Genomic DNA, 24,821 nt, shown 5'->3' with positions numbered 1-24,821 from the left:
CCTTATATTATTAAAATAAACTCAACATTACTTCATTACTTATCTTAATAGTATTCACTTATAATTTTAAGTGCAATTTCTTTTGCCATTTGCCCTGAAATATCCTTACCCTTACCATCACTCAAATGAACTGCAAAAGAATATTTTTCACTTCCATTCTCTAACCAACCAACAAACCAAGCATTATTCTTAAATCCTGTCCCTGTCTTACCATATATAGAAATATTGCCTTTTCTCTCCACTAACATTATTTCTTTTAGAGTTTCAATGTTTTTACGAGAGAAATCAGTTTTACCCTCAAAAATGATTGATAGAACATTTACTTGTTCCTTTGGTGAAATTTTCAAAGAAGATTCTAACCAAAAACCATTTAATTCACGTAGCAAATTAATGTTTCCGCCTTTCCACTCTCTTATATCACAATTCCCATAGTGAATCTCATTAAGTTCCGCCTGCATACTATCTTGACCAACTTTATCAATAACAGATCTAAAATACCAAACACATGATGTTTGAAATGCCTCTTTTAAAGTTAAATCTTTATTCCATGCTTCTAAGGGGTATTTAGTCCCATTATATTTCATTTTTGTATCAGCCGAAGTTAATATTCCATTCTTTAAACCTGTTAATGTTGAAATTATCTTAAATGAAGAGCAAGGTGATACCTCTATTTCACAGGCTTCTTTATTATAAAATTGATATTCTTTTTTATCGTTATTATAAAATACTGCACAGCCCTCAATACCATTAAATGCTTTACTATAATCAACAATTTTTGTTGTAGCATTCTCACTAGTAATTGAAGTTGCAAAACTACTATTATCACCTGATTTGTTATTCAATTTTATCTTTTGATTATTACATCCCATTAGCTGCATAAATATCATACAAATCAATAAACTATTATAAAAATATTTCTTTTTCATATACGCCTCAACTAATTAAATTTTATATAAATTAATTTGTATTATCTTTTTTATTTTCCCAAAACAACTAAATCATTGATTGAATTAAAGCCATTTTTTATATAAAAATCATAGGACAGATACCCTTTTTCTGTATTCAAAATTATGCTATTTACTCCTTTTAATTCATTCATTTTTTCTATTTCTTTTAAAAACTCACTTCCAATGCCATTCCCTTGCATCGAGTAACTTACACAAAATTCATCTATATAGTACTCCATTCCTTCAATCCAAGGTTTTTTCATTCCAATACTTAATGCTGTAATCTTCTCATCTATAATTGCAACATATCCTAAAAAGTAATTGTTTTTTATATGATTATTAAAAAATTTAAAACTTGCACCCTTGATTCAAATACGTCATTCCATGGTTCTCTTGAAAATGTGTCAATATACAAATCAACGCATTCATCAATCATATATTCTTCTAATTTTTTTACTATCATTTGTTCCATCGCTCCTTACAAACATCTGTATCTTTTTACTTTATTTTCTATTATAACACATATCAATAATATGCTAGTCTCTTTTCCTCTTTATATTTAAATTGAAAAAATATATAATAATATTAGCTTGTACTCGTTAGATAATGATAATTTTAAAAAATAGGAGAAATTATGAATATTATTAATCATTTTAAGACTATAACGTATCATAAACTATTAGTTATGAAATATTGTTTTAAGGTAGGTTTATATAAACAAGGGTTACTTCATGATCTTTCTAAATATTCATTTATAGAATTTTCAGCTGGGATAAAATATTATCGTGGATATGTTAGTCCTAATGGAGTCCAAAAAACTGTTGAAGGTTATTCTTCTGCATGGTTACATCATAAGGGACGAAATAGACACCATTTTGAATATTGGATAGATTATGGTTCAAACGAAGCTGATGGCTTAATGGGAATGAAAATGCCTATTAATTATGTTGTTGAAATGTTTATAGATAGAGTTTGTGCTTCAAAAAATTATTTAAAAGAAAATTACACAGATAAAAGCTCATTAGATTATTATGAAAATAGGAAGCATTATTACGTCTTACATAATGATGTTCGTAAACTTTTAGAAACTTTACTTAATAAGCTTGCAAATGAAGGTGAAGATAAAACTTTTACTTATATAAAAAATGACATTCTAAAAAATACAAAATCATAGATTTTGTATTTTTTAGAATGTTCTTTACAATAAATAATTCGTACTTTAAATTTATTGAATGACCTATACTACTATTGCTTGCAGCATATCTTTATTCTCTGGAGACCTAACAATATGTATCTCCATTTCATTTTTTACTTTTGTATTTAATGAATTTTTATCATCTTTAATGAATATCATTTCTTTTTCATGCATTTTTTTAATTTGGCTCCTTGATACTCCAAGTCTATCGCTTAAAAGCCTGTCCAATCTTAATTCTATTGGATATTTACAAACAATCTCAATGATTAACTCGTTTTTATTTACACTATGGGCTTTTAATTCTTTTTGAATAACCTCATATCCTACATCTTCTAAAAAAATTTCAGCTTTATTTTTATTATATATACTTAAATTAAAAGCATATTCTCTAACTAACATCTTGTCATTAGAAAGAAATTTTTCATAATCATCTTTGTTAATATCACTTGGTTTTGTTCTTTCATATATTGGCATATTAAAAGTGGATTTGCATTTTTTGCATTGATAAATTAACCAAATATCAATATTATTTTTATTTGCATTTACTCTGAATTTTTCACTATTAATATAATGTGCTTTTTCATTACACTTAGGACAATTTCTTTTAACTAATGGTAAATTTTTAGGAATTAATTCCCATTCGTATTTTTTTAAATAGCTCATTTTGCTCCTCCTATTTCTTCATGGTTTAGGATTTGCAAAGGCTATTTCATCACATTGTTATAATAATGCAACAGCCTCTGCTATGCATTAAAAATATCTACTGTCATAAATCAGTACCTCCAATATTTTTTAAATTAATATGTTATCAGTCTAACATTTTATGGTATTAAGCTAAAGCTAATGTTTTATACAGACCAAATCTTTATCCTAATATTATACTAATTAATTTCTCTTTACGACTCAGCTAAAAACATTCTTTTTACTCATTTAATATAAGTAATTTTATCTCTAAAATTCGTAATACATCGAATTCGAATTTTGTATTTTTTTGAGTTATATTTATATTTTTTGTTGTATTTTAACTTTTTATATCTTAAGTGGTTAATTTTTCTTCCGATAAATAAATTGAAAATAATTCTGAGGTAAATATAGTAAAAAAGTCATACTATCATTTGTCTATTAAGAAAGGAGTGAAATAAAATGAAAATATCTAGCAATTTAATATTTAGAAATTCTGTACTTTCTTCAGTACAAGCTTCAAATATTAATTTCAAAAATTCTTCCAAGGTAAATAAAAGTTCCCATCATATGAAAACAAGTATTGATTTTTCTCCAGACAAGAAAAATCGCCTAAAAAATGAAGAGTTATTCAGAAAAATTGATAATGCTCTTGAGGCAAAGTCAATTGTGCAAAAATCTAATGATACTGCAACAAAAATTATTGATGACTTGAAGAAAATAAAAAAACTAATAAACAAAATACCTGCAGATACAAATGTTAGAGACTATATGGATAAAGATACTTTATCCAAACTTGCTGATCATATTGATAAACTTTCTGATACAAATCAATCTGAAATAGCAAATATAGTTAAAAATAATAAATCTGCCGCCGTAACCAGCAATACAAATATAACTGATAATATCATCAAAATGAAGTATACCTTAGAAGGCGAAGGTGCTGACACTGTAATAAAATCAGTATCCTCTCCAAACAACTCTGTTATAGCACCAAATGTAGCCTTTAGTGGTGGCAGTGGTATACAATCAAGTGAAGCTGCTACTTATACCATAAGAGGAAATACTGGTACAGTATCAGTTGGTGGAACTTTAGTTATTAATGATCAAGAAATAAAAATTACTGATAACTTCCCTATTACAAAATTAGCAGACTATATTAATACCAATAAAGATAAATTTGGTGTTACTGCTGAATTGCAAGATTCTGCTGGTGTTAAAGATACAAATTTAAAGCTTACAGCTTTAGGGGAACCAGGTGAATATAGTAAATTAACTGTAGAATATAAAAATGGAATACACCCTGAAGGACCTCATGCTGGCAAATTAGATGATGCTGTAGTTTATGGTAAAACTGTAATGAGTAGTGGAGTAACAGAATTAGCAAAACCAGCAACTTACACTTTAAGGGGAAATACTGGTACTGTTTCTGCTGGCGGAACTTTAGTTATTAATGATCAAGAAATTAAGATTTCTGATAACTATTCTATGTCAAAGTTAGCAGACTATATTAATACCAACAAAGAAAAATTTGGTGTTACCGCTGAATTACAAGATTCTGCTGGTGTTAAAGATACAAATATAAAACTTACTGCTTTAGGAGATGCTGGTCCAAATAGCACATTAAGTATAAAATTTAAAGATGGAATAAATCCTGAAGGACCTCAAGCCGGCAAGTTACATGATATAATTCTCCATGGAAGCGACTTATCTATAGTCCCAGGGGAAGGCTTTATGATAGACGGACAAGCATCTAAAGAAGGTGACTTTGTTGTTAAAGGCAATACTGTAACAATAACAAAAGAAGGAAATTCAAAAGGGTTAACTATTGAATTCAGTAAAGCTGGAGCAGATATACAACATGGTGTAACTATTACTGGTGTTACCTATGAACATGCTTCAACTACAGATTTAAATGTAACGATAGGCAACAATTCATCAGAACAATACGAACTTAATATTAAAGATATGTCTTCAAAAACCTTAAAATTAAGTAATTCAACTCTAAAAGAATTATCAAATTCAATAGATAAACAAATAGAAAAATTAGAAACCGAACAAAAATACTATAAAACTAAAAATAAGGAAATTGATAAAAAATTAAATTCACTATTAACAAACACATCTCAAATATCGCATAGTGACTTTAATTTCTCGCTCAATAAGAACAAAGAACATTTTACAGGCTTATTTAAAGAAATCAAGAATGGATTATTTAATAATTGTAGTAAAAGTATCAAATATCAAAGCAATTCAATAAATAAAAATTCAACACTTAAATTGTTAATATAATTAACTCTTATAAAGATCAAAAGGAATACTCAAAACAATTTTTAAGTATTCCTTTTATAATAACATAACACAAATCTTTCTAACCCGCATTATTCAAGCAAATTCTTAAATTCTTTAGAACTTATATTCTAAAATTCTTTAATTCTAGTACTTATGAACAGTAAATTACATTTCACATAGAAAACCAACCTCTAATAATTGGAGCAACAACTGGCCCGTAAAATAAATTTACAAATAAATATAATATCACACCAACTACCGCACCTACTATTGAACCATTTATGCGAATCCAATGTAAGTCATTTCCAGCCTTACTTTCAATAAATTCATTAAGAGCCTCATTTGTAAAGGTGTTTAAAGTTTCCTTTACCATAGTTCCTACCAAATGATGTTCTGCATTTAATACCTTCATAATATTTTCTTTAATATATGCTTCCAACCATTTTTTAATTTTTTCATCTTGTTTAAAGTTTAACCAATACCGGTTTACTTGAATTAAAAGCCACTTAATTATTTTAACATTACTTGATGTACTCCATTCTGTATTATGACTCTCTAATTCAGCTGGAAGGTTAGCAGTAATTTTAATAGTTCCATCAATTAGCTTTTGAAGTTCCTCCTTCAATTGGATTTTACTTATTATTTCTTCTTTCCAATTTTCTACTGAATTAATTATTACAAGGTCTGTTTCCATTTTTTTTATATTTTCCTTAAGCATCTCATCTAATCTTATGTACATTGGATCATTTTTATCTTTCATATTTATTAGTATTTGAAGTAAAGTTTCCTGTATAGAAATAGCTGCATCCTTTAAGTTTAAGCTATTAGTTCCTTGTGCAATATCTAAGGATAATTCTAATAGCATTTGCTTTAAGCCGTTAGTTTCACTTTTTCTTTTTTGAACAACGTCATTAAGTATATTATATATTTCTTCTCTTGTACTATCTTTCTTTATAAAGACAATTAATTCATCTATGATTTTTTCTAAAAAATTATCATATTCACCATTTTTTATTGCCCAGTCAACCAACATTTTTAACTTTAGAGATATCTTAGTACTTTTAATTTTATTTTTTAAAAACGCTTCTATATAACCTGCTATTTCATTACTATTAATTTTGCCTATAGCTTCTTGACCATATTTTGCTATCAATTTAGCAATGCTCTTTTTCGTATCATGTTTATCTATGTAGGCTATTAATAAATCTATTATATGAATTTCATTTATTTTGCCTTCAAGAAATTTAGGACTTAATAATTCACTTTCTACCATAACTGAGACCGATTCTATTACTTTATCTCTATTTTTAGGTATAATTGCTGTATGCCATGGAAAACCAAGGGGTTTATTAAATAAAGCAGTTACTGCAAACCAATCTGCAATCCCACCAACTAAAGCAGCCTCAATTGTAAAACTTAACATTCTTACATTAAAATTATCCAAAATAAATATTCTAAAAAGTGTAATTATGCCAAATCCAAGAAATAGAAACACTAATATTTTATTTGCTAATTTTTTATTTTTCATATATTTACACCTCAACTAAATCCAAAAGGTCAAAAGAAAGGTCATCATACCAACAAGGCCTCCAACGACGGAACCATTGATCCTAATCATTTGTAAGTCATTCCCCACCTTAGTTTCAATTAAGTTAACTATCATATCATTAGAAAATTTATTTAGATTTTCTTTAACCATAGAACCAATTTTACTATGATTATTATCAACAAACTCTAACAATAATCCTTTAGCTTTATAATCTAGCTTCTTTTGCCATTCAATATTAACTTTAAATTCATCTATTAGTTTATTAAGCTGCTCTTCAATTTTCATATTTAAATTGTCAACTTCAGAAGAATTTTCTAAATTTTTATCTCTAATATTCTCTATGAAATTAGCAATTTTACTATGTAAATCCAACTCACTATTAATTTGCTGAGCCTTCCAATTTTCTATTTTTTCTTGTAGTGCTGAGTCACTTTTAAGTTCTTTAATTTTCTGGTCTATCCATATCATAAATTCAACTCTAGTTTGATTTGTAGGATTTTTAAATTCTCCTAGCGAATCAATCAATTTATTTTGAATTTGAAGGGAAATTTCATAAGGAGATAACTGCAAAATCATATCAAATATTATTGAATTTACAAATCTTCTCCTCTTCATTCCTTTTTCATAAGATTTCATCGTTTCTTCTACTAATTTAACAATTAACTTGGCTGCTTGCTCTGTTTTTGTAAGCTTAATTAATTCATCAACTATAAAATCAATAATTTTCAAGTCATATCCTTTGTTTATAGACACCTCAATTGCTGCTGCTATTATATTAGAAATTTTTATTTTAAGAATATTTTCCTTTATTAAGCCTTCAATTAATTTACCGGTTTCTTTTGGACTGATCTTCCATACTATGTCCCTAACTATTTTTGAAGCTACTTCCTTTAAGCTTTTATTGTCTTTATTTTCACTTAGATATTTAATAAAAAAGCCTGATATGCTATTCTTATTAATCATTTCATTTATATTATCTTTGGTCAGCAATTCTTCCCCCACCATATCACTTAAGGCATTAAAGATCTTTTCACGATTCCTTGGAATAATTTCTGTTTTAAAAGGAATTCCAAGGGGCTTTCTAAATAATGCACTTACTCCAAACCAATCTGCTAAACCACCAATCATTGCAGCACCAAAAACACTGCTTAGCAAACCTCCTGCAAAAGTGTTGTTAAATGGATATGTAAGAAAAAATCCAATAGCTACTATAACTAAAAGAATTGTTGCCTTATATGAATTCAAAATTTTCACCTCCAATTAAATCATGCATTTTTCAGCTAACTACATATTTTTCAATTATAAATGGTCAATTAATGTTGATTTCCTTTGGAAATCTTTAAGTTTTTAAATAAATCTCTTGTACCGTATATAGTAAAAAAAATTTTCACTCAAAATTAAAATACTACATACATATTATAATGGCATTTATTTTTATCATTTTCAAGGTTATTGTTATAAACTTCCTGTATAAACGAAATAAATAAAGATAAAATATACTTGTTAGATAAAATAAGTTTGAATAAATTATGAAAAATGAAAGGAGAACAACGTTATGGTTCGTAATGCTTATGATGTACCAGGTTTAAAAATATTAAATTCCCCCTCAGAATTAACTAGTGACACAAATTCAAAAAAAGACTCTGACCAAGCACATAGTTCAAAAAAAAGAGAAGTAATAAGTTCTTCAAATTCCTCTGATAGATTAAGATAATACTAATTATAAAAATAGAGCACTAAAACTCTACAATTTATAGATGTTTTAGTGCCTATTATATTTATAAGTAGAGCTTTTCGCATAATTATAAATTATTTCTGCTCAATTCTTTATATATCCAATTTAAGAGTTTTACGTATAAATGTAATCCAGATTTAGAACCTTCCAGCGAAAATTTCACTAGTCCTGCGGAAGATAAATGTATCATATTTCGGTAAGTTACCACATAAGTCTAATTCTGCGCATTGATATCTATAGCTTAAGCATTCGCTAACTCTTTATTTTGGACTGAATTTAAAATTTCCATAAACTCTTCTCCCATTATTGTTTCTTTAAAAATAAGATGAGATGATATTTTACCTAAAGCTTCCATATTGCTCTTCAAAAGTTCCTTTGCCTTTTCATAAGCTTTATTTATAATATTTATGACTTCACGATCAACTTCAGCAGAAATTTCATCTGAACAATTTCTAACTGGACGTCCATCAAGATATCTATTTTGTATTGATTCAAGTCCAATCATTCCAAATTTATCTGACATACCATACATAGTTACCATTTGTCTTGCTAGGCTAGTAGCTCTTTCAATGTCATTAGAAGCACCTGTTGTTACTTCGTTAAACACAAGGTCTTCTGCTGCTCTTCCTGCAAGTAGCACTACTATTTGTTCCAATATCTCCTCTTTTGTCATAAGATATTTTTCTTCCTCAGGCATCTGCATAGTATAACCCAATGCTCCCATTGTTCTTGGTACAATTGTGATTTTATGCACTGGCTGAGTCTTTTTTTGAAGTGCAGAAGCTAGTGCATGTCCAACTTCGTGGAAGGCAACTATATTTTTTTCATTTTCTGACATAACTCTGTCTTTTTTCTCTTTACCTGCAATTATAGTTTCAACTGCTTCAAATAAATCTTCCTGCTTTACCTTATCTCTTCCCATTCTTACTGCCCTTAAAGCTGCTTCATTAACCATATTAGCTAAATCGGCGCCGACAGCACCTGCTGTTGCAAGAGCAATATCATTAAGTTTTACACTTTCATCCATAATTATATTCTTTGAATGAACCTTAAGAATATTTTCTCTTCCTTTTAAATCAGGTTTATCAACAATAACTCTTCTATCAAAACGTCCTGGTCTTAAAAGAGCCTTATCAAGAACTTCTGGCCTATTTGTTGCTGCAAGAATAACAACTCCTTTAGATGAATCAAAGCCATCCATTTCAGCTAAAAGCTGATTTAATGTTTGCTCTCTTTCATCATTTCCACCTATATTCCCATCTCTACTCTTACCTATTGCATCAATTTCATCTATGAAAATAATACATGGAGCTTGCTTTTCTGCTTGTGAAAATAAATCTCTAACTCTTGAAGCACCAACTCCTACAAACATTTCAACAAAGCCTGATCCTGAAAGTGAGAAGAAAGGCACCTTTGCTTCTCCTGCTACTGCTTTAGCAAGTAATGTCTTACCTGTACCTGGAGGCCCTACAAGAAGTGCTCCCTTAGGAAGCTTAGCTCCTATCTTTGTATACCTCTCAGGCTTGTGTAGAAAATCAACAATTTCCTTAAGAGATTCCTTTGCTTCTTCCTGTCCAGCTACATCTTTAAAGCTCACGCCTGTCGTCTTTTCAACATATACTTTGGCATTGCTTTTTCCAAAAGACATTGCGCCTCCTCCAAGCTTATTGCCCATAGACTTCATAAGGAAATTACCAAGAAAATAGAATAATGCAAAAGGTAAAATCCACGAAAGTAAAAAGCTAATTATTGGAAGTCGAGTATTCTTAACAGGTGTAGTAAATTTTATATCTGCATTATATAACTTGTCTACTAACTGAGGATAATCTAAATTACCTGTATAATATAATTTTTTGTTTAAAGCAGAAGCATTATCTTCATTTTTAGGTGTAATTACAAGCCTATCACTATCGATTTCAACAGATTCAATTTGCTTGTTATTTACCATTGTAAGGAATTCACTATAATCAATTTGTTTATAGTTTGATTGTGAAACAAAGTATATTACTATGTTTATTAGTATTGTAATTATGACTGCCACAGTAAGAAACTGAGGCAACCCTTTTTTATTTTTAAGCATAAAATCTTCCTCCTTTTTATTATTCTCTGTCCCTATCTCCCATAAATAGAATTACGAGATTAAGTAAATTAGCAATAGCAGTTATAGCTGAAGCAACATACGTCATGGCAGCTGCATTTAAAACTTTTCTTGCAGGAGCAATTTCACTATAATTAAGCAATCCTTGAGTCTCTAATTCTAAAAGTGCTCTGCTGCTTGCATTGAATTCTACTGGCAAAGTTACAAGATAAAAGGCTACTGCTGCTGCAAAAAACAATATACCTAGTTCTGCAAGCCAAGAAACTTGGAACATTAATCCGAAAATAGCCATATATGGTCCAGCCATAGATCCTATATTTGCAACTGGTACAAGACTACTTCTTAAATGAAGTGGTGCATATTTTACTTTATGTTGAATTGCATGACCTGTCTCATGTGCTGCAACTCCAATTGCTGCAACTGAATTACTATAATATACTGTTTCAGATAATCTTACTACCTTTTTAGAAGGATCATAGTGATCGGTCAAGCTTCCTTCAGTTGGAACTACAGCTACTTCATAAAGTCCATTACTATCAAGAATTCTTCTTGCAACTTGAGCACCAGTTAAGCCTCTCGCATTTCCATAATTACTATATTTATCAAAGGTTCCTTTTACCTTAAACTGAGCATAAAGCGAAAAAACTATTGCTGGTAAAACTAAAATTAAATAATATATGTTCATATTCTTTCCCTCCAATTTAATAATCTTAGGCATATATTGCAATTATCAATGTCAATACTCAATTACCAATGAATGTTGATTTGCTTTGGAAATCTTTATGTCTTGAACAATTTATTTAGCAAAATATATAAAAAAAGACCTTTGAATTGATTAGTAATGACTAAATCATATCAAAGGTCTTGCTTTCCGTATGGAGTATAGAACCAGGCATCTAAAATACCGGCTGTTGGCTCTATAGCTTGTAAGCTACTCCCCTAAGTTGTATGTAGTATATCATACCTTATTATAAGGTGTCAATATACGTCAACAAAAAAATTCATGAATATTCTGTTAAGTTTGTACTCATTATAAAATTATGATTATAGAATTAATTTTTATAAATTTCACCTATATTTCACATAATACCTCTATCATATATTTTAGCAACAAACTCCAATTATTGTATAATCTACATATCTTCATTTAATTAATATGTATTATTAATTTTAATAAATTACAAATTATTGTTAGGAGAACTTTTATGAATAAATTAATAAAAAGACTATGTTTATGCTCCATTACAATTTTATTAAGCACAGTAATAACAGCATGTACCTCTTCTTCAGTACCTGCTGTTACTTCAAAAAGCTATTTTATAGCAACAAATGGAAGTGATAATAATCCTGGCACCTTAGAAAAGCCCTTTGCAAGTTTCTCAAAAGCACAAGAGGCAGCTTCTTCTGGTGATACAGTTTACATACTTGGTGGTACTTATAAAAATTTTTCAATTAATGATTCAGATGCCATTTATAATTATGTAAATGAAATTTCTAAAAGTGGAATTACATACAAAGCTTATTCTTCAAGTGATGTTCCAGTTTTTGATTTTTCAAATATGCCAACTACAAAACGTGTAGCAGCCTTTTATATAAAACCATCAGCAAAAGATGTAACTTTTCAATCAATAAAAGTTACAGGGGTTCCTGTAGGGGGTCAAAAGCAATCTGAATGTTTTAGAATAGAAGGAAATGCCACTTTTAACCAAGTTACTTGTTCTGATAATCAAGCTATTGGCTTCTATTTTACAGGACATGCCACAGGAGCTTGTTTTAGATGTGATTCCTATAATAATATTGGTGTTAAAGGTATATCAATTGGAAACATTGATGGCTTTGGAGCTCATGGAGATGGAGTTACCTTTAAAGAATGCCGTGCTTGGAACAATAGTGATGATGGTTATGATTGTATTAGTTCAAAAGGTGCTAATACCTTCGATTCTTGCTGGGCCTTCAATATGAATGCTGGAGGAGATTCTAATGGTTTTAAGATTGGTGGCTGGGGGAAAAAAGCAATAGATTTTACGCCTCCAGTCCATACTGTTAAAAACTGTCTTTCTGTAAATAATGGCGCTCATGGCTTTTATGCTAATCATCAACCAGGACAATCAGCAATTTGGACAAATAACACTGCTTATAATAATAAGAAAGGAAACTTTAATATAGTTGAATGCGAAAGTATAAGCAATCCTATAGATGTTCCAGGTACAAAAGAAGTTTTACATTACAATCTTTCTTATAAAAATAATACCTTAGATGAAGCTAACCTTCCATCAGAAAATAATTCAAATAATTCATGGAACCTCGATGCTTCAATGATTTCAGCTGATAATTTTCAAAGTTTTGACACAAGCCAGCTTACAAAAGATAGAGGACCTGATGGAGCTTTACCTGATATAAGTTTTATAAAATTTACAAATGAAAGTAAGCTTAAGGGATTAGGCTGTTTCAACTAAACAAAAAATAGTATATTACTCAGTCTTAAAACCTACTGAGTAATATACTATATATCTTCAAATTTTATCAAGATCTAATTATTTTCATAAATTAAATTATTATAAGTCAGCTCACCATTAGTGTTTAAATAATAGTATTTTCCATCCGTGTCTTTAATCCAACCTGTTTGCATTCTTCCTTCAGCATCCATATAGTACCACTTTTCACCAACTAATTGCCAACCTATTTTTTTAGCACCATCGCCTCCCAAGTAATACCAGTTTCCACTATAATATAACCATCCTGTGGCTACATTCCCATTTCCATTTAAATAGTAATTTTTTATCCAATTGTTTTTTACTGGATTCCCTTGAGAATCATTATATTGCCAATTTCCATTAACCATAACCCACTGGTTTGCTTTTATATTTAAAGCTGTAATTGCCTCATTATTAGGGTTATCATTATCTGATGATGCTTTTGCTCTTGTAATATTAATTGTATAAGTTCGCTTTTCATCCTTGTTATTTTTAACAGTTATCTTTATTATATTTTTTCCCTTATTTAACGATACTATCTTTTTGAATTTATCATCCTTTTTAACAATTACATTATTTATTGTAATTTCATAATTATCATATTCATTATTATCACAATCTGGTTTTGCAATTATAGCAATTTCACTAATTCCATCATCAACTTCAACATCATAACTATTTTTTTCTTTAGAAAAACTCAAATCACCATCACTTATACTAAGAGTTCTTAGATATACATCTCCTTGCACTTCATCATTATAAGTCTTCGATACATCTTCTTTATATGTTTTTATTTTAATTATTGTTAAATTGCCAGTTTCAGCATGAGCCTCTGTTGACAAGAGCTTTAAATTATTTAATTGTGAAATCCCCCCAAGCATAATCACCGTAAAAGCAGTAATAATAATTTTCTTAATGTTTTTGTTCATATCATCTTCTCCCTGATTTTTAATACTTCTAAGATAAATTTATTATATATAATGTAATTAAAACTTTCATTTTTCTTCTTATATTACTATTGTTATATTAATAAAGAATAATAATACTGCTGTTCTAATATACCACATTATCACTACATAATACAATTTTCTTATTCATTTCAGGTACTTTTAATTCTATTTAATTTATAAAATACAAATTAAAATTCAAACATTAATTTGTAATATCATAAATAACACATAATTATACAATGTATACCAAAAACATTTTGTTTTCGATTCTTTTCTAAAAAAAGTCCCCTTTGTATTAAGATCTATTGTATATTATAGCAAGAAAGTTAAATAAAGCTTTCATTTTTATAAAATCAGCAATTATAACAAAAAATGGAGGAATTAATATGATAAAAGGAATGAGCAAAACAGCATCACTCTTAGTTGCAGCAGCTATTATTTCAACAATACCTGCCAATGCAATTGATTACAAGAAAACCAATACTCAAGAAGGTACTATATATAATGCAATAGCTTATAAAGATGGAAAATTTTATATTGATGGTAATGTTAATAATAGCGAAGATTCAGCCAACTATTTATCAAATGGAAAGCTTAATAATTTATCAGACATTGACAGTGGTTCATCGGTTGAAAATTATGGTTCAAAGTATGCTTCACTTCAAAACGGAAAATATTTTATTGATTTAACTACTGGCTCGCTAACAGATAAATCTATTAAAGAAAATGCAGAAGATGATGCAGCAACAGCTTTAAGAAAAAATATAAAACGTGATTCTGATGGAAGGTATACTTCAGCTGATGCATCAACTCTAAAAAGTTTAGCTGATAAAGAACTATTAGGTAATAAATTCTCTACCCCTTGGTATGGAATTCAATATACTGCTGATAAAACAACTAATGGAAATGCAACTTCACTAAATGTTTATACTGATGAAAATGGAAACTATATTGATGCAGACTATAATATTGGATCCCTAAGAATTACAACAAACAATGGTTCTACTGAAAAAACAGCAACTATTTTAAATACTAATGATCAATATGATGGAGCAGGTGCAACTAAAATCATATCAGCCAGTGTTAGCTCAACGAATTTAGATGTTATTGGTCAAGACAGTAAGTTTATATATAGAAAAGCTAAAATCACTGTAACATCATCAAATTCTAGTGTTGCAATAACTAAAATAAATGGAGTCACTATTGCAGGGAAATCTATATTTGATGCTTCAGTCCCTGGTAGTATAAGCTTTAATGTTATTCAAAAAATTTCAAAAGCTCAAGCTTCTGGTAATATAAATGGAGTGAAATATGCTAATTCAGTAACTAGCTATATAATTTCACAAGACAACGGTAATGCTTTAGATTCAAATCACACTTTGCTTAACAACTATACTATTTATAATGATAAATTAATTAATTATAGTATAAGCGGAAATACTATAAAAACCAAAACTATAACATTAAGTTCAAAAAGCTCTTATAACTATACAAATGTAAGTGAACAATCAAGTGAAGTAGCCGAAGTTATTGATAATAAAGTCGCCATTGATACAGATGTTAACGGAAACTTATGGAGATTATCAGGTGGGTATCTCTATAAATGGGATGATAATACAGATTGGATAAAAGTATATAAAGTTGATGGTTCTTTCAATAAAATGTTTGTTTATGATGACAGTAATATCGTTATTTGGAATCAAAGCCAAGAAGTATACTCATTGATAGGAGGACAAGTTTCAACAACAAATAATAATAATACTCCAACTGTAAATAAAGGTTGGGTAAATACTACTGCCGGCTGGCTATTCTACAATAATGATGGAGTCCAAGTTAAAGGTCAATGGCTTTCTAATAATGGTACTTGGTACTATATGAAAACTGATGGTATAATGGCTAAAGGTTGGATAAAAGAAGGTACAAATTGGTATTACTTAAGTGAATCTGGCGCTATGAAAACTGGTTGGTTTAATGACAAAGGTACTTGGTACTTCTTACAACCTTCAGGTGCAATGAAGATTGGATGGTTAAACGATAATGGTGCATGGTATTACTTAAACGAAAATGGTGCTATGCTTGCTAATACTTATGTTAATGGATACAAATTAGGTTCAAATGGAGCTTGGATTGGATAAATAAGTTATAGCTTAAAATTTTTATTAGTAATCTCAACCTAAATATTAAAAAAGTATTGAAGACTTTGTTCTTCAATACTTTTTTAATTCCTTACTTATATAACTCCGCGTACGAACATTTCCTCTAATTTTATATTTGGATTTGTATATCTTCCTTTATTTAAAGTACTTTTCCCATATTGTATAGCTTTTTTAGGACAATAATTTATACAAGCTAAACATTGAGAACAGCTTTCTCCCCATACCGGTTTTTTATTTACTTTTATACAATTATTATTACATACCTTCTCACATACTTTACAGCCTATACAATCATCATTTGCATAAAATTTCTTAGTACTTATTGCAAATTTATTAAACATTGGATTTATGATAAATGTCAGTAATTTAGGTAAACTACCTTTTTCAACATTAAATTTATCTCTTTCTAGATTGCTTATTAAGTTATTTATATTCTCTAATATAACATTACAATTGTTAATTAATTCTTCATTCTTTTCCTTTTTATATACATCTCCAAATATAATGTAATTATTCGGCATTGCTATTGAAAAACCACTATTTAACTTCAAATTTTTCTCCTGCAACTTTTTACTTAATAATTCCATAGTATTACCTATATTTTCACCACAAGTTGCAATTGAACTTATATAATTTCCTTGATAATTATTAATTTTTAACTTATCTATAAATTCTAACACCATTTTAGGTGGTGCCCATGAATATATTGGAAAAACAAATATTATTTTTTCATTTAATTTTAAATTATACTCATATACTTCTTTACTTAAATTAATTTCTTTTGCAATCGAAATAATTTCTTCATTTTGTTTTAAAGCTATATTTTTTGCAACATATAGTGAATTTCCAGTTCCAGAAAAATAAAATACCATAATTACCATCCTCATTTCTAAATCTTACTATATATCTATATTGCTATTATCAAGGTTCATTCATTAATTGTCAATTAATCTAAAATTACAAAATTAAAAAATCCCTCGAACATATTCAGGGGATTTCATTATATCTATTTCAAAAGAATTTTTTTTGCTCTTGTTTTTCTAAGTAATGTGATAACTAATGCTGAAATACATAAAGTTGATATAAATCTAATCATAGTATTAGCAGCAACTATAGGCAAAAACATCATAAGTCCAATCATTATAATTTGATGAGAACAATATACTCCTACACTATATTCCTTGCATATTTTTGCAATATTATTTGAAATGTTTCTCTTATAATTAATAGCCCAAATAAATATAAGTGGAGCTGCAAAAATAGCAGATAAATACATATTTGCATCTTTGGCTATCCCAGTTTTGTTTAATACAAATGCCTCAATTAGCAATATAATTATTGAAATTATACTGAGTTTTCCCGCACATTTAACTTTTTCACTTAATCTTAGCTTGTTTATCAGTGCACCTAAAGTTACAAAAAGAATTGATTCAGTAATACCTATTTGTGGTAATAAGAATACTTGAGTATAACCTTTAATTAATGGATTTATCATAGTATTTTCATAAAATTTATAATAAGTATCCCCAGTTGTTCCAAATAAATATAAAATAAATCCTACTATAAGCAACTGTATTATTTTATCTCTTTTTAGTAATGGTGCTATTATAAAAATTGTAATAATTAAAGAAGATATATACCAAAGACTTCCTGTAATACCAACAAACAAAAACCTTTCAACTATCATTATTAACGGCATATTTAAACTATTCAAAACAATTGGAATTAATGTAACAGTTTCTATAGCAACCCATGAAGCATAAAGTATTAATAATCTCTTTAAGGTTGATTTAGGTTCCTTATTTGATTTAATTCGATTATATAAAAAATAACCTGAAACTATAAAGAAAAATGGAACTGCAAGTCTAGAAATTCCCATGCTAGTTGCAATCCATAAGTCTTCATTTATTGACTTAAAAGCCATTGTATGAACTGATACAACTGCAATTGCAAATAATAGACGTAACACATCAACCATTCCATAATGAACACTATAACCTTCTTCCATTTCACAACTCCCCTTACATAATATATTTTTATAATATGTTTCTTAGCCATCTCTTAATAAACATATTTATATCCCCCCTTGCTTATAACAATATATTAGTGCAACGTATAGAAAATTGTTATATAAAACTTCCAAATTATACATTCTTACCATTGAAATGTCCGTAAATGCTTATGAAAAATTGTTGCTTTTATAAATTAACAGGAATCCAGATAAAATCTAAATTCCTGTTAAAATACACTTTTATTTAGAAAAAGTTTTTAAATCATTTAGTAATCTATCAATCCATTCTGACGATAAATTTCTTCGACTTCGAAATAATTCAATATATAAGTAAAATTCCTCTTCTGTACCAATTATCTGTTTAATATCATCGTTATATCTACTTTTCTTTATAATTATCTTTTGCTTATCCCATAATGCCTTTAACCCTTTAATAAATACATCTTTTATATATTGATATTTCATTTCCAAATTTCCAGTCTTAACGTCAACTACAGGATTACTAAAATATGCTGACTGTGCATACTCCCAATAGGCTTTAGTAAAATACAACGTTTCAAAATCATCATATATTACATATGCATCTTCTTCATTTTTAATTGTACCGAATACTCTTTCCATTGCTGAATAAGTTGTAACCCACACATCACCCGCATGTTTTATTTCATTTGGTTGAAACTTTCCTCTTTCAATTGCTTTCCTTATAGTTGATCCATTAGATAATCCCCATTTCTTAGCTGCTTCTGATAAAGTCATGACAGAATCTAATTCATTTCCTTCTTTAATCTCTTTTGATGCAAACATTGCTTTTATATCTGATTTGCCCAATTCACCATTGAATATTTTAAGTTCCTTGCCATATTGATCAAATTGACTTGAAATAACTAAAATGTTTTGATTTTTATATAATAAATCGTAAATATCATCTAAATCAAGAATTGGGTTCTTTTGTTCTTTATCTTCAAGACTATATATTATTGCTGGATATAGTCTTCTATTTTCTGAAGTAATAATTGTAATATTCAAAAATAAATCACTCCTTATATAACATAGTCACTATTTAGTGACAACTTTATTATAAACCTTCATAACTATATTTACTAATATAAAATTTTTGAATATAACACTAAATTTATTGTTCAGCCATAACTATCAGCTTTAAATGTTCATTTCTACGCCTTTTTCTTTTTGCTTCTACCTTAGAAGTCTCTGGCTATTTACTGGTGTACTAGGTCTGCATACTGTATACTTATAACCTTCAAAGACGCTATTATTAACAACAGGTAAAACGCTAACTGCAAGGGCTGCACTTCCGGGAATCTCCATTATCGCTTTCATTATGAGCATATATTCCATAAACGATGATTTATCTATATTTCGTGCCATATCTTCTAATATAGAATCAAAATACATTCTCATTCCTTCAGTTTTCACATGTTTAAATAATTGCTCTCCTTTATATTCTAAAGCCTCTATATTTTTTATTATCTCTTCTTGTTTCCATACACAGTTTACTAGAACCATGCTAAAACCTCCTCATATAATTCTTAAGTCCTTTTTATTTAATTATTCTTCTTGTGAAACTCCATTTCCACATTAACTTTGTTATTAGCAGTGATACACTAAAGACTATTGCTAAATAAAGGAATATATCAACAAATAGTACTCCAGTCAATGTATTATTAGTAAAATACATTATTCCATGAACAAACATATCGTGAATAATATAAATTCCCAAGGTGTATTTACCTATACTAGCTAATCTATATTTCTCAAGTTTTAAATTACTGAAAAACAAATATAAATATATATCCGCTAATGTGTTTATTGGTCCAGAAGAAAGATGCATGCACCTCCAAAGTAAGTTGCCATTTGCCTGTAAAACTAAAGCAAGACTTCCTCTCAAAATACTGAGTAATAAATAAATCAAAAGTAAGATATTTGGATTGAACTTTGGTTTATAATCTTTCAAAGTATAACCTGTTATAAAAAATCCAAGATAATCTACAAAATAGAATATAGGAATATATTTAAAACCAAGTGCTCCTTGCACCATTTCGCTTATTATTGCCATTACAAGAAATACAAATCCTAAATTTCTAAAAGCTTTAGCAGAAAGTTTGTTTTTGATTTTGTATAATATTGGAGTTACTGCATATAAACCAACTATCATATAAAAAAACCAAAGATGTTCATAAGGAGTCCCATTCAAAGTATCAGTAATATAAGATGTAAAGGTTGCAGTCTTTTCACCAAATATTCTTAGTATGCCATAAATAATAATTGAAAAAATGAAAGGCACTATAATTCTAGAAAATTTCTTTTTATAAAAGCCAGCTAAACTCATTTCATCCCAATTACTTAATAGATACCTACCACTTATTAATGCAAAAACAGGAACTGCAACTCTTGCAAAAACTTGAATTGTAGATGAAATCCCAAAGTCTGAATTAAAAACATTAAGATTGGCTGTAAGGTAAGGTGCACAAACATGTACACTTATTACAAATAGGGCACATAAGGCTCTTAAGGAATCAATATTTTTTTCTCTATTACTCAATAGTTATCACTCCTTTAATATTTTGTGTCACCACTTAGTGACAATTATATTATATTCCCTATTAAAACATCTTGCTAATCTCAAATTTTCTCAATATTTGACTAAAATTATTATCTAAGTTAATTTCATTGATATTTTCCCTATATTACTATTATTTCCTTTGCTTATTGTCACCATCTTGTGACAAATATATTTTTATTACATTTAGAACATAAACACATATTAAATATCTATCTATTAAAGGAATAGTAGATACAGTTGGATATTCAGAAACAAGCCATTTTTATAATATTTTTTAAAAATTTTGCCCTTCCCTCAAATGAATATGGAAAACAAGTGCAAAAATAGAAAAGCTGCCTTAGGCAGCTTTTCTATAAAACTTGAGAATATTATCTTTTTTCTTTACCAGTAGCATCTCCATACATAAGGCTTTCAACTTCAGCCACTGTTGATAAATTAGCATCACCCATCATACTATATTTTAAGCATGAACCAGCTGTTGCAAATTCTATTATATCTTGAGTTGAATATCCTGATGTTATTGCATAGATTAGTGATGCTGCAAAAGCATCTCCTCCACCTATGTTATCTATAACATGTATATCATATTTCTTTGCATTATAAAAAGTTTGTCCATCATAAAGAACTGCTGTCCAATCTACATTTTCAGCTGTAAATCTGTTTCTTAAAATTATTGTAGCATATTTCATTTCGAATTTTTCAACAAACTTTTTAAGTATTTCTTTACAGTCTGCTTTTTCATCTTCTTTTTCTCCTAAAGCCATTTGAGCCTCCTCAATACTTCCAAGAGCCACATCACAATATGGTAAAAGTTCTCTTATAGTTTTGCTAAATGAAGCTTTATCCCATAGAGTTTCTCTAAAGTTTAAATCTATACTTATTGTTAATCCCTTTTCCTTAGCTGCCTTAACAGCATCAAAAGTAATTTTAGTACATTCTTCTGAAAGCGCTGGAGTTATTCCTGAACAATGGAACCATTCTGCACCTTCAAAGATTTTATCCCAATCAAAATCTTCTCTTTTAGCTTCTGCCATTGAAGAACCTTTTCTATCAAAAACGAACTTAGTTGGTCTTTGTGATTCTCCGTATTCAGAATAATAAATACCTATTCTTTCTCCGCCTCTTACTATGTCTTTTGTATCAACACCATATTTTCTTAATTCATTAATTGCACATTGAGCTATATCATTAGCTGGAAGCTTAGTTATATAGCTTGTTTCTTTTCCAAAATTAGCAAGTGAAACTGAAACATTTGCTTCACTACCTCCATAATATGCATTAAACTGTTTAGCTTGAGAGAATCTGTCATAACCTAATGGTGAAAGTCTAAGCATCATCTCTCCTAGTGTAACTATTTTTCCCATTTTTCCACCTCATATATAATATAAATTAATATTCTTTGAATTATAAAGAATATCTCTATTCCATTTGACAAGTCGTCAAATTGTTGTTGTTCACGTGAACATTATAAACTAAATTACTCAAAAAATCAAAATAATCTTTATATATAAGTAATTTATTTTTCATTGTCTCATATTTCACTCTTTATTTTACAAGCCACTTCTCAAATTAAGGCTTCTAGAATTTATATTCAAAAGTTCTAGAATTCTATAAAAAAGTAGACCAAGTAATAAATACCTAATCTACTTCTAATAACTAATTATTATTTAATTAAATTCTATAACTACTATATTACATATTATCAACTTTCATTGCCCTCATGGCATTTAAAACTGCAAGGAGTGCAACTCCAACATCTCCAAATACCGCTTCCCACATAGTTCCTAAACCAATTGCTACAAGAGCCAATATTATAATTTTAATACCTAATGCAAAAACTATATTCTGCATTACTATGCTTCTTGTTTTTTTTGCAATTTTTATTGCTGTGGCTATTTTTGAAGGCTCATCTGTCATTATAACTACATCAGCAGCTTCAATCGCCGCATCTGACCCAACTCCACCCATCGCTATTCCTATATCAGCTCTAGCTAAAACTGGTGCATCGTTGATTCCATCTCCCACAAATACTATCTTGCCTTTAGATGATTTTTCTTTAAATAATAATTCTAATTTTTCAACCTTTTGATCTGGTAATAATTCAGCATGAACTTCGTCTACTCCTAATTCTTTAGCAATTTTACTACCAACAGCTTTATTATCTCCAGTTAACATAACTGTTTTCTTAATACCAAGTGCCTTTAGGGCTTTCATAGCTTTTGCAGAGTCTTCTTTTACTTCATCTGAAATAATTATATATCCTGCATATTTTCTTTCAATTGCAACATGGACTACTGTTCCTATTGTTTCAACTTGATTGTAATCTATATTTTCTTTGTTCATCAACTTATAATTACCAGCCAAAATTTCCTTACCTTCAATAACAACTTTAACTCCATGACCTGATATCTCTTCATAGTTCTTAATTTTATCCTTATCTATTTCTTTGCCATAAGCCTTTAATATTGAAACTGCTATTGGATGATTAGAGTAATTTTCTGCATAAGCCGCACAAGCTATAAGTTCGTCTTTTGAAATATTATTTTCAGCATTTACTTCTGTAACTTTGAATATACCTTTTGTAAGAGTTCCTGTTTTATCAAATACAACCATTTCAACATCATTTAAGGCTTCAAGGTAATTTCCACCCTTAACAAGTACTCCATTTTTTGATGCTCCACCTATTCCACCAAAGAAACCAAGAGGTATAGATACAACTAGAGCACATGGACAAGATACTACTAAGAATGATAAAGCTCTATAAATCCACTCTGAAAATGTTGCACCTTCTATAACAAGTGGTGGAATCACAGCTAGTGCTAATGCTGCAAAAACTACTGCTGGTGTATAGTACCTAGCAAACTTTGTTATGAAATTTTCAGTAGGTGCCTTCTTACTGCTTGCATTTTGTACTAAATCTAAGATTTTAGCAACAGTAGAATCTCCAAATTCTTTTTCAACTTCTATAGTTAAAAGTCCATTTTTATTGATTACTCCACTTAAAATGCTATCCCCAATGCCTACTTCTTTAGGAACAGATTCACCAGTTAATGCAGCTGTGTCAACCATAGAATTTCCTTCAATTACTTTTCCATCTAGAGGTACTTTTTCACCTGGTTTAACTACAATAATATCAGCAATTTTAACTTCTTCTGGCTCAACTTTCTTAATATCGTTATTCACTTTTAAATTAGCGAAATCTGGTCTAATATCCATAAGTGCTGTAATAGATTTTCTTGAGCGATTAACCGCCATATCTTGAAACATTTCACCTATTTGATAGAAAAGCATAACTGCTACACCCTCTGGATATTCTCCTATAGCAAAGGCGCCAATAGTTGCTACACTCATTAAGAAATTTTCATCAAAGATTTGACCTCTTCGTATATTTCTTAAAGCACCTAAAATCACCTCTCCACCTACTAGCAAATAACTTATTAAATACAATACTAATTCTATATAGTTTGGAAATTTCATAGCAGTTGCTACTCCAAAAATCAAAGCACCAATAGCAAGTCTTATCATTTCACTCTTACTGCCTTCACTTTCATGGTGATGATGTCCATCCTCTTCATGTTCCTCCAAGTTTTTTGAAGCATTATCTTTATTTAATACAACCACCTTAACGTCTGGCTCAATCCTCTTAACAATTCCTTCAACCTCATCTATAATAGCACTTTGTTTAGATGGACTATCTATTTCCATTATTAGCTTTGTAGCTATAAAATCTACTACTGCTGATTTTACTCCATCTATATTTTGAGATTCTCTTTCTATTTTTGCTGCACAGTTTCCACAGCATAAACCTTCAAGTAAAATTTCTTTTTTCAAGAGTTTTGTATTTATTTTTTCTTTAACCTTGACCTTGCTCTCAATATTAGTAACAACGTTAGTTACAGAATTTATTAGCTCTTCCATTCCATTAGCTTCTTTCATTTCTAAGGTTAAAGTTTTTGTCATGAAATTCACATTTGCAGAATTAATTCCATCTAATTCATTAACTTTTTCCTCTATTTTAGCTGCACAATGAGCACATCCAAGTCCTTCTAAAATAAATTCTTTTTTTATTTGTTTAAGATGGTTTTCATTTGATAATTTAGCTTTAGCAGTGCTAGGTGCTATTTTTATATTACTCTCCATAACTTTATCCTC

At 28.9% G+C, this 24,821-nt stretch carries 21 protein-coding genes; 5 read left to right on the top strand and 16 right to left on the bottom strand.

The annotated features are described in order from the left end of the window. Positions 1 to 44: 44 nt before the first annotated feature. The 3 genes from CSPA_RS14060 to CSPA_RS30905 are packed head-to-tail and all read right to left on the bottom strand — an operon-like array spanning position 45 to position 1,419. Positions 45 to 926 (bottom strand): serine hydrolase, encoded by an 882-nt coding sequence (locus tag CSPA_RS14060; RefSeq protein ID WP_015392970.1) that lies wholly within the window; start codon positions 924 to 926, stop codon positions 45 to 47. Between the two features lie 50 nt (positions 927 to 976). Then, positions 977 to 1,231 carry a GNAT family N-acetyltransferase gene (locus CSPA_RS30910; protein WP_335620459.1) on the bottom strand — a complete coding sequence of 85 codons (255 nt, stop codon included), beginning with the start codon at positions 1,229 to 1,231 and terminating at the stop codon, positions 977 to 979. 44 nt (positions 1,232 to 1,275) lie between these two features. Beyond that, complete coding sequence (locus CSPA_RS30905) at positions 1,276 to 1,419, bottom strand: hypothetical protein (protein WP_335620368.1); 144 nt, start codon at positions 1,417 to 1,419, stop codon at positions 1,276 to 1,278. A 162-nt stretch (positions 1,420 to 1,581) separates the two neighbouring features. Between CSPA_RS30905 and CSPA_RS14050 the strand changes: the two genes are divergently transcribed. Further along, positions 1,582 to 2,121: a DUF5662 family protein gene (locus CSPA_RS14050; protein ID WP_015392969.1), complete on the top strand. Its 540-nt coding sequence runs from the start codon at positions 1,582 to 1,584 to the stop codon at positions 2,119 to 2,121. Positions 2,122 to 2,184: 63 nt separating this feature from the next. Here the strand turns inward: CSPA_RS14050 and CSPA_RS14045 are convergent, their stop codons facing one another. Further along, on the bottom strand, positions 2,185 to 2,805 hold the full coding sequence (locus CSPA_RS14045) for a DUF1062 domain-containing protein (protein WP_015392968.1): 621 nt from the start codon (positions 2,803 to 2,805) through the stop codon (positions 2,185 to 2,187). A gap of 480 nt (positions 2,806 to 3,285) precedes the next feature. On the opposite strand from CSPA_RS14045, the gene CSPA_RS14040 reads away from it, so the two are divergent. Then, a complete protein-coding gene (locus CSPA_RS14040) occupies positions 3,286 to 5,115 on the top strand; it encodes a hypothetical protein (protein WP_015392967.1) in 1,830 nt (609 codons plus the stop codon). 172 nt (positions 5,116 to 5,287) lie between these two features. Here the strand turns inward: CSPA_RS14040 and CSPA_RS14035 are convergent, their stop codons facing one another. Next, positions 5,288 to 6,643, bottom strand: coding sequence for a DUF445 domain-containing protein (locus tag CSPA_RS14035; RefSeq protein WP_015392966.1), 1,356 nt, complete (start codon positions 6,641 to 6,643; stop codon positions 5,288 to 5,290). A 15-nt stretch (positions 6,644 to 6,658) separates the two neighbouring features. After that, entirely contained in the window at positions 6,659 to 7,918 is a 1,260-nt protein-coding gene (locus CSPA_RS14030; RefSeq protein WP_242838587.1) for a DUF445 domain-containing protein, read from the bottom strand. Positions 7,919 to 8,219: 301 nt separating this feature from the next. On the opposite strand from CSPA_RS14030, the gene CSPA_RS30165 reads away from it, so the two are divergent. Then, entirely contained in the window at positions 8,220 to 8,378 is a 159-nt protein-coding gene (locus tag CSPA_RS30165; protein WP_015392964.1) for a hypothetical protein, read from the top strand. 262 nt (positions 8,379 to 8,640) lie between these two features. Here CSPA_RS30165 and ftsH read toward each other — a convergent pair whose 3' ends face one another. Together ftsH and CSPA_RS14020 are read right to left on the bottom strand one after the other, a co-directional pair. Then, a complete protein-coding gene (ftsH, locus tag CSPA_RS14025) occupies positions 8,641 to 10,479 on the bottom strand; it encodes an ATP-dependent zinc metalloprotease FtsH (RefSeq protein WP_015392963.1) in 1,839 nt (612 codons plus the stop codon). 19 nt (positions 10,480 to 10,498) lie between these two features. Continuing rightward, the gene (locus tag CSPA_RS14020) at positions 10,499 to 11,182 is read right to left on the bottom strand and encodes a zinc metallopeptidase (protein WP_015392962.1); all 684 of its coding nucleotides are present in this window, start codon (positions 11,180 to 11,182) and stop codon (positions 10,499 to 10,501) included. A 520-nt stretch (positions 11,183 to 11,702) separates the two neighbouring features. Between CSPA_RS14020 and CSPA_RS14015 the strand changes: the two genes are divergently transcribed. Next, a complete protein-coding gene (locus CSPA_RS14015) occupies positions 11,703 to 12,953 on the top strand; it encodes a right-handed parallel beta-helix repeat-containing protein (protein WP_015392961.1) in 1,251 nt (416 codons plus the stop codon). Between the two features lie 74 nt (positions 12,954 to 13,027). On the opposite strand, the gene CSPA_RS14010 is transcribed toward CSPA_RS14015, so the two are convergent. Continuing rightward, positions 13,028 to 13,900 (bottom strand): N-acetylmuramoyl-L-alanine amidase family protein, encoded by an 873-nt coding sequence (locus CSPA_RS14010; protein ID WP_015392960.1) that lies wholly within the window; start codon positions 13,898 to 13,900, stop codon positions 13,028 to 13,030. A 407-nt stretch (positions 13,901 to 14,307) separates the two neighbouring features. On the opposite strand from CSPA_RS14010, the gene CSPA_RS14005 reads away from it, so the two are divergent. Next, on the top strand, positions 14,308 to 16,056 hold the full coding sequence (locus CSPA_RS14005) for an N-acetylmuramoyl-L-alanine amidase family protein (RefSeq protein WP_015392959.1): 1,749 nt from the start codon (positions 14,308 to 14,310) through the stop codon (positions 16,054 to 16,056). Between the two features lie 95 nt (positions 16,057 to 16,151). On the opposite strand, the gene CSPA_RS14000 is transcribed toward CSPA_RS14005, so the two are convergent. From CSPA_RS14000 to CSPA_RS13970, 7 genes are all read right to left on the bottom strand, one after another. Continuing rightward, complete coding sequence (locus CSPA_RS14000) at positions 16,152 to 16,949, bottom strand: EFR1 family ferrodoxin (protein ID WP_015392958.1); 798 nt, start codon at positions 16,947 to 16,949, stop codon at positions 16,152 to 16,154. 134 nt (positions 16,950 to 17,083) lie between these two features. Beyond that, complete coding sequence (locus CSPA_RS13995; RefSeq protein WP_015392957.1) at positions 17,084 to 18,085, bottom strand: acyltransferase family protein; 1,002 nt, start codon at positions 18,083 to 18,085, stop codon at positions 17,084 to 17,086. A 243-nt stretch (positions 18,086 to 18,328) separates the two neighbouring features. Next, the gene (locus CSPA_RS13990; RefSeq protein ID WP_015392956.1) at positions 18,329 to 19,114 is read right to left on the bottom strand and encodes a helix-turn-helix domain-containing protein; all 786 of its coding nucleotides are present in this window, start codon (positions 19,112 to 19,114) and stop codon (positions 18,329 to 18,331) included. Between the two features lie 168 nt (positions 19,115 to 19,282). Further along, positions 19,283 to 19,612 (bottom strand): hypothetical protein, encoded by a 330-nt coding sequence (locus CSPA_RS13985; RefSeq protein WP_015392955.1) that lies wholly within the window; start codon positions 19,610 to 19,612, stop codon positions 19,283 to 19,285. A gap of 34 nt (positions 19,613 to 19,646) precedes the next feature. Further along, positions 19,647 to 20,648 (bottom strand): acyltransferase, encoded by a 1,002-nt coding sequence (locus CSPA_RS13980; protein WP_015392954.1) that lies wholly within the window; start codon positions 20,646 to 20,648, stop codon positions 19,647 to 19,649. A gap of 389 nt (positions 20,649 to 21,037) precedes the next feature. After that, complete coding sequence (locus CSPA_RS13975; RefSeq protein ID WP_015392953.1) at positions 21,038 to 22,033, bottom strand: sugar kinase; 996 nt, start codon at positions 22,031 to 22,033, stop codon at positions 21,038 to 21,040. A 328-nt stretch (positions 22,034 to 22,361) separates the two neighbouring features. Continuing rightward, positions 22,362 to 24,809 carry a heavy metal translocating P-type ATPase gene (locus tag CSPA_RS13970; protein WP_015392952.1) on the bottom strand — a complete coding sequence of 816 codons (2,448 nt, stop codon included), beginning with the start codon at positions 24,807 to 24,809 and terminating at the stop codon, positions 22,362 to 22,364. Between the last annotated feature and the right edge of the window lie 12 nt (positions 24,810 to 24,821).

The sequence above is a fragment of the Clostridium saccharoperbutylacetonicum N1-4(HMT) genome (genome assembly GCF_000340885.1).
Taxonomy (GTDB): domain Bacteria; phylum Bacillota; class Clostridia; order Clostridiales; family Clostridiaceae; genus Clostridium; species Clostridium saccharoperbutylacetonicum.
Note: the sequence above shows the minus strand (reverse complement) of the source record. Positions and strands in the feature narration are given on the sequence as shown.

Coding starts and splice junctions, on each gene's coding strand:
- CSPA_RS14060 (WP_015392970.1), bottom strand. CDS start 926: ATGAAAAAGAAATATTTTTATAATAGTTTATTGATTTGTATGATATTT.
- CSPA_RS30905 (WP_335620368.1), bottom strand. CDS start 1,419: ATGGAACAAATGATAGTAAAAAAATTAGAAGAATATATGATTGATGAA.
- CSPA_RS14050 (WP_015392969.1), top strand. CDS start 1,582: ATGAATATTATTAATCATTTTAAGACTATAACGTATCATAAACTATTA.
- CSPA_RS14045 (WP_015392968.1), bottom strand. CDS start 2,805: ATGAGCTATTTAAAAAAATACGAATGGGAATTAATTCCTAAAAATTTA.
- CSPA_RS14040 (WP_015392967.1), top strand. CDS start 3,286: ATGAAAATATCTAGCAATTTAATATTTAGAAATTCTGTACTTTCTTCA.
- CSPA_RS14035 (WP_015392966.1), bottom strand. CDS start 6,643: ATGAAAAATAAAAAATTAGCAAATAAAATATTAGTGTTTCTATTTCTT.
- CSPA_RS30165 (WP_015392964.1), top strand. CDS start 8,220: ATGGTTCGTAATGCTTATGATGTACCAGGTTTAAAAATATTAAATTCC.
- ftsH (WP_015392963.1), bottom strand. CDS start 10,479: ATGCTTAAAAATAAAAAAGGGTTGCCTCAGTTTCTTACTGTGGCAGTC.
- CSPA_RS14020 (WP_015392962.1), bottom strand. CDS start 11,182: ATGAACATATATTATTTAATTTTAGTTTTACCAGCAATAGTTTTTTCG.
- CSPA_RS14015 (WP_015392961.1), top strand. CDS start 11,703: ATGAATAAATTAATAAAAAGACTATGTTTATGCTCCATTACAATTTTA.
- CSPA_RS14010 (WP_015392960.1), bottom strand. CDS start 13,900: ATGAACAAAAACATTAAGAAAATTATTATTACTGCTTTTACGGTGATT.
- CSPA_RS14005 (WP_015392959.1), top strand. CDS start 14,308: ATGATAAAAGGAATGAGCAAAACAGCATCACTCTTAGTTGCAGCAGCT.
- CSPA_RS14000 (WP_015392958.1), bottom strand. CDS start 16,949: ATGGTATTTTATTTTTCTGGAACTGGAAATTCACTATATGTTGCAAAA.
- CSPA_RS13995 (WP_015392957.1), bottom strand. CDS start 18,085: ATGGAAGAAGGTTATAGTGTTCATTATGGAATGGTTGATGTGTTACGT.
- CSPA_RS13985 (WP_015392955.1), bottom strand. CDS start 19,612: ATGGTTCTAGTAAACTGTGTATGGAAACAAGAAGAGATAATAAAAAAT.
- CSPA_RS13975 (WP_015392953.1), bottom strand. CDS start 22,033: ATGGGAAAAATAGTTACACTAGGAGAGATGATGCTTAGACTTTCACCA.
- CSPA_RS13970 (WP_015392952.1), bottom strand. CDS start 24,809: ATGGAGAGTAATATAAAAATAGCACCTAGCACTGCTAAAGCTAAATTA.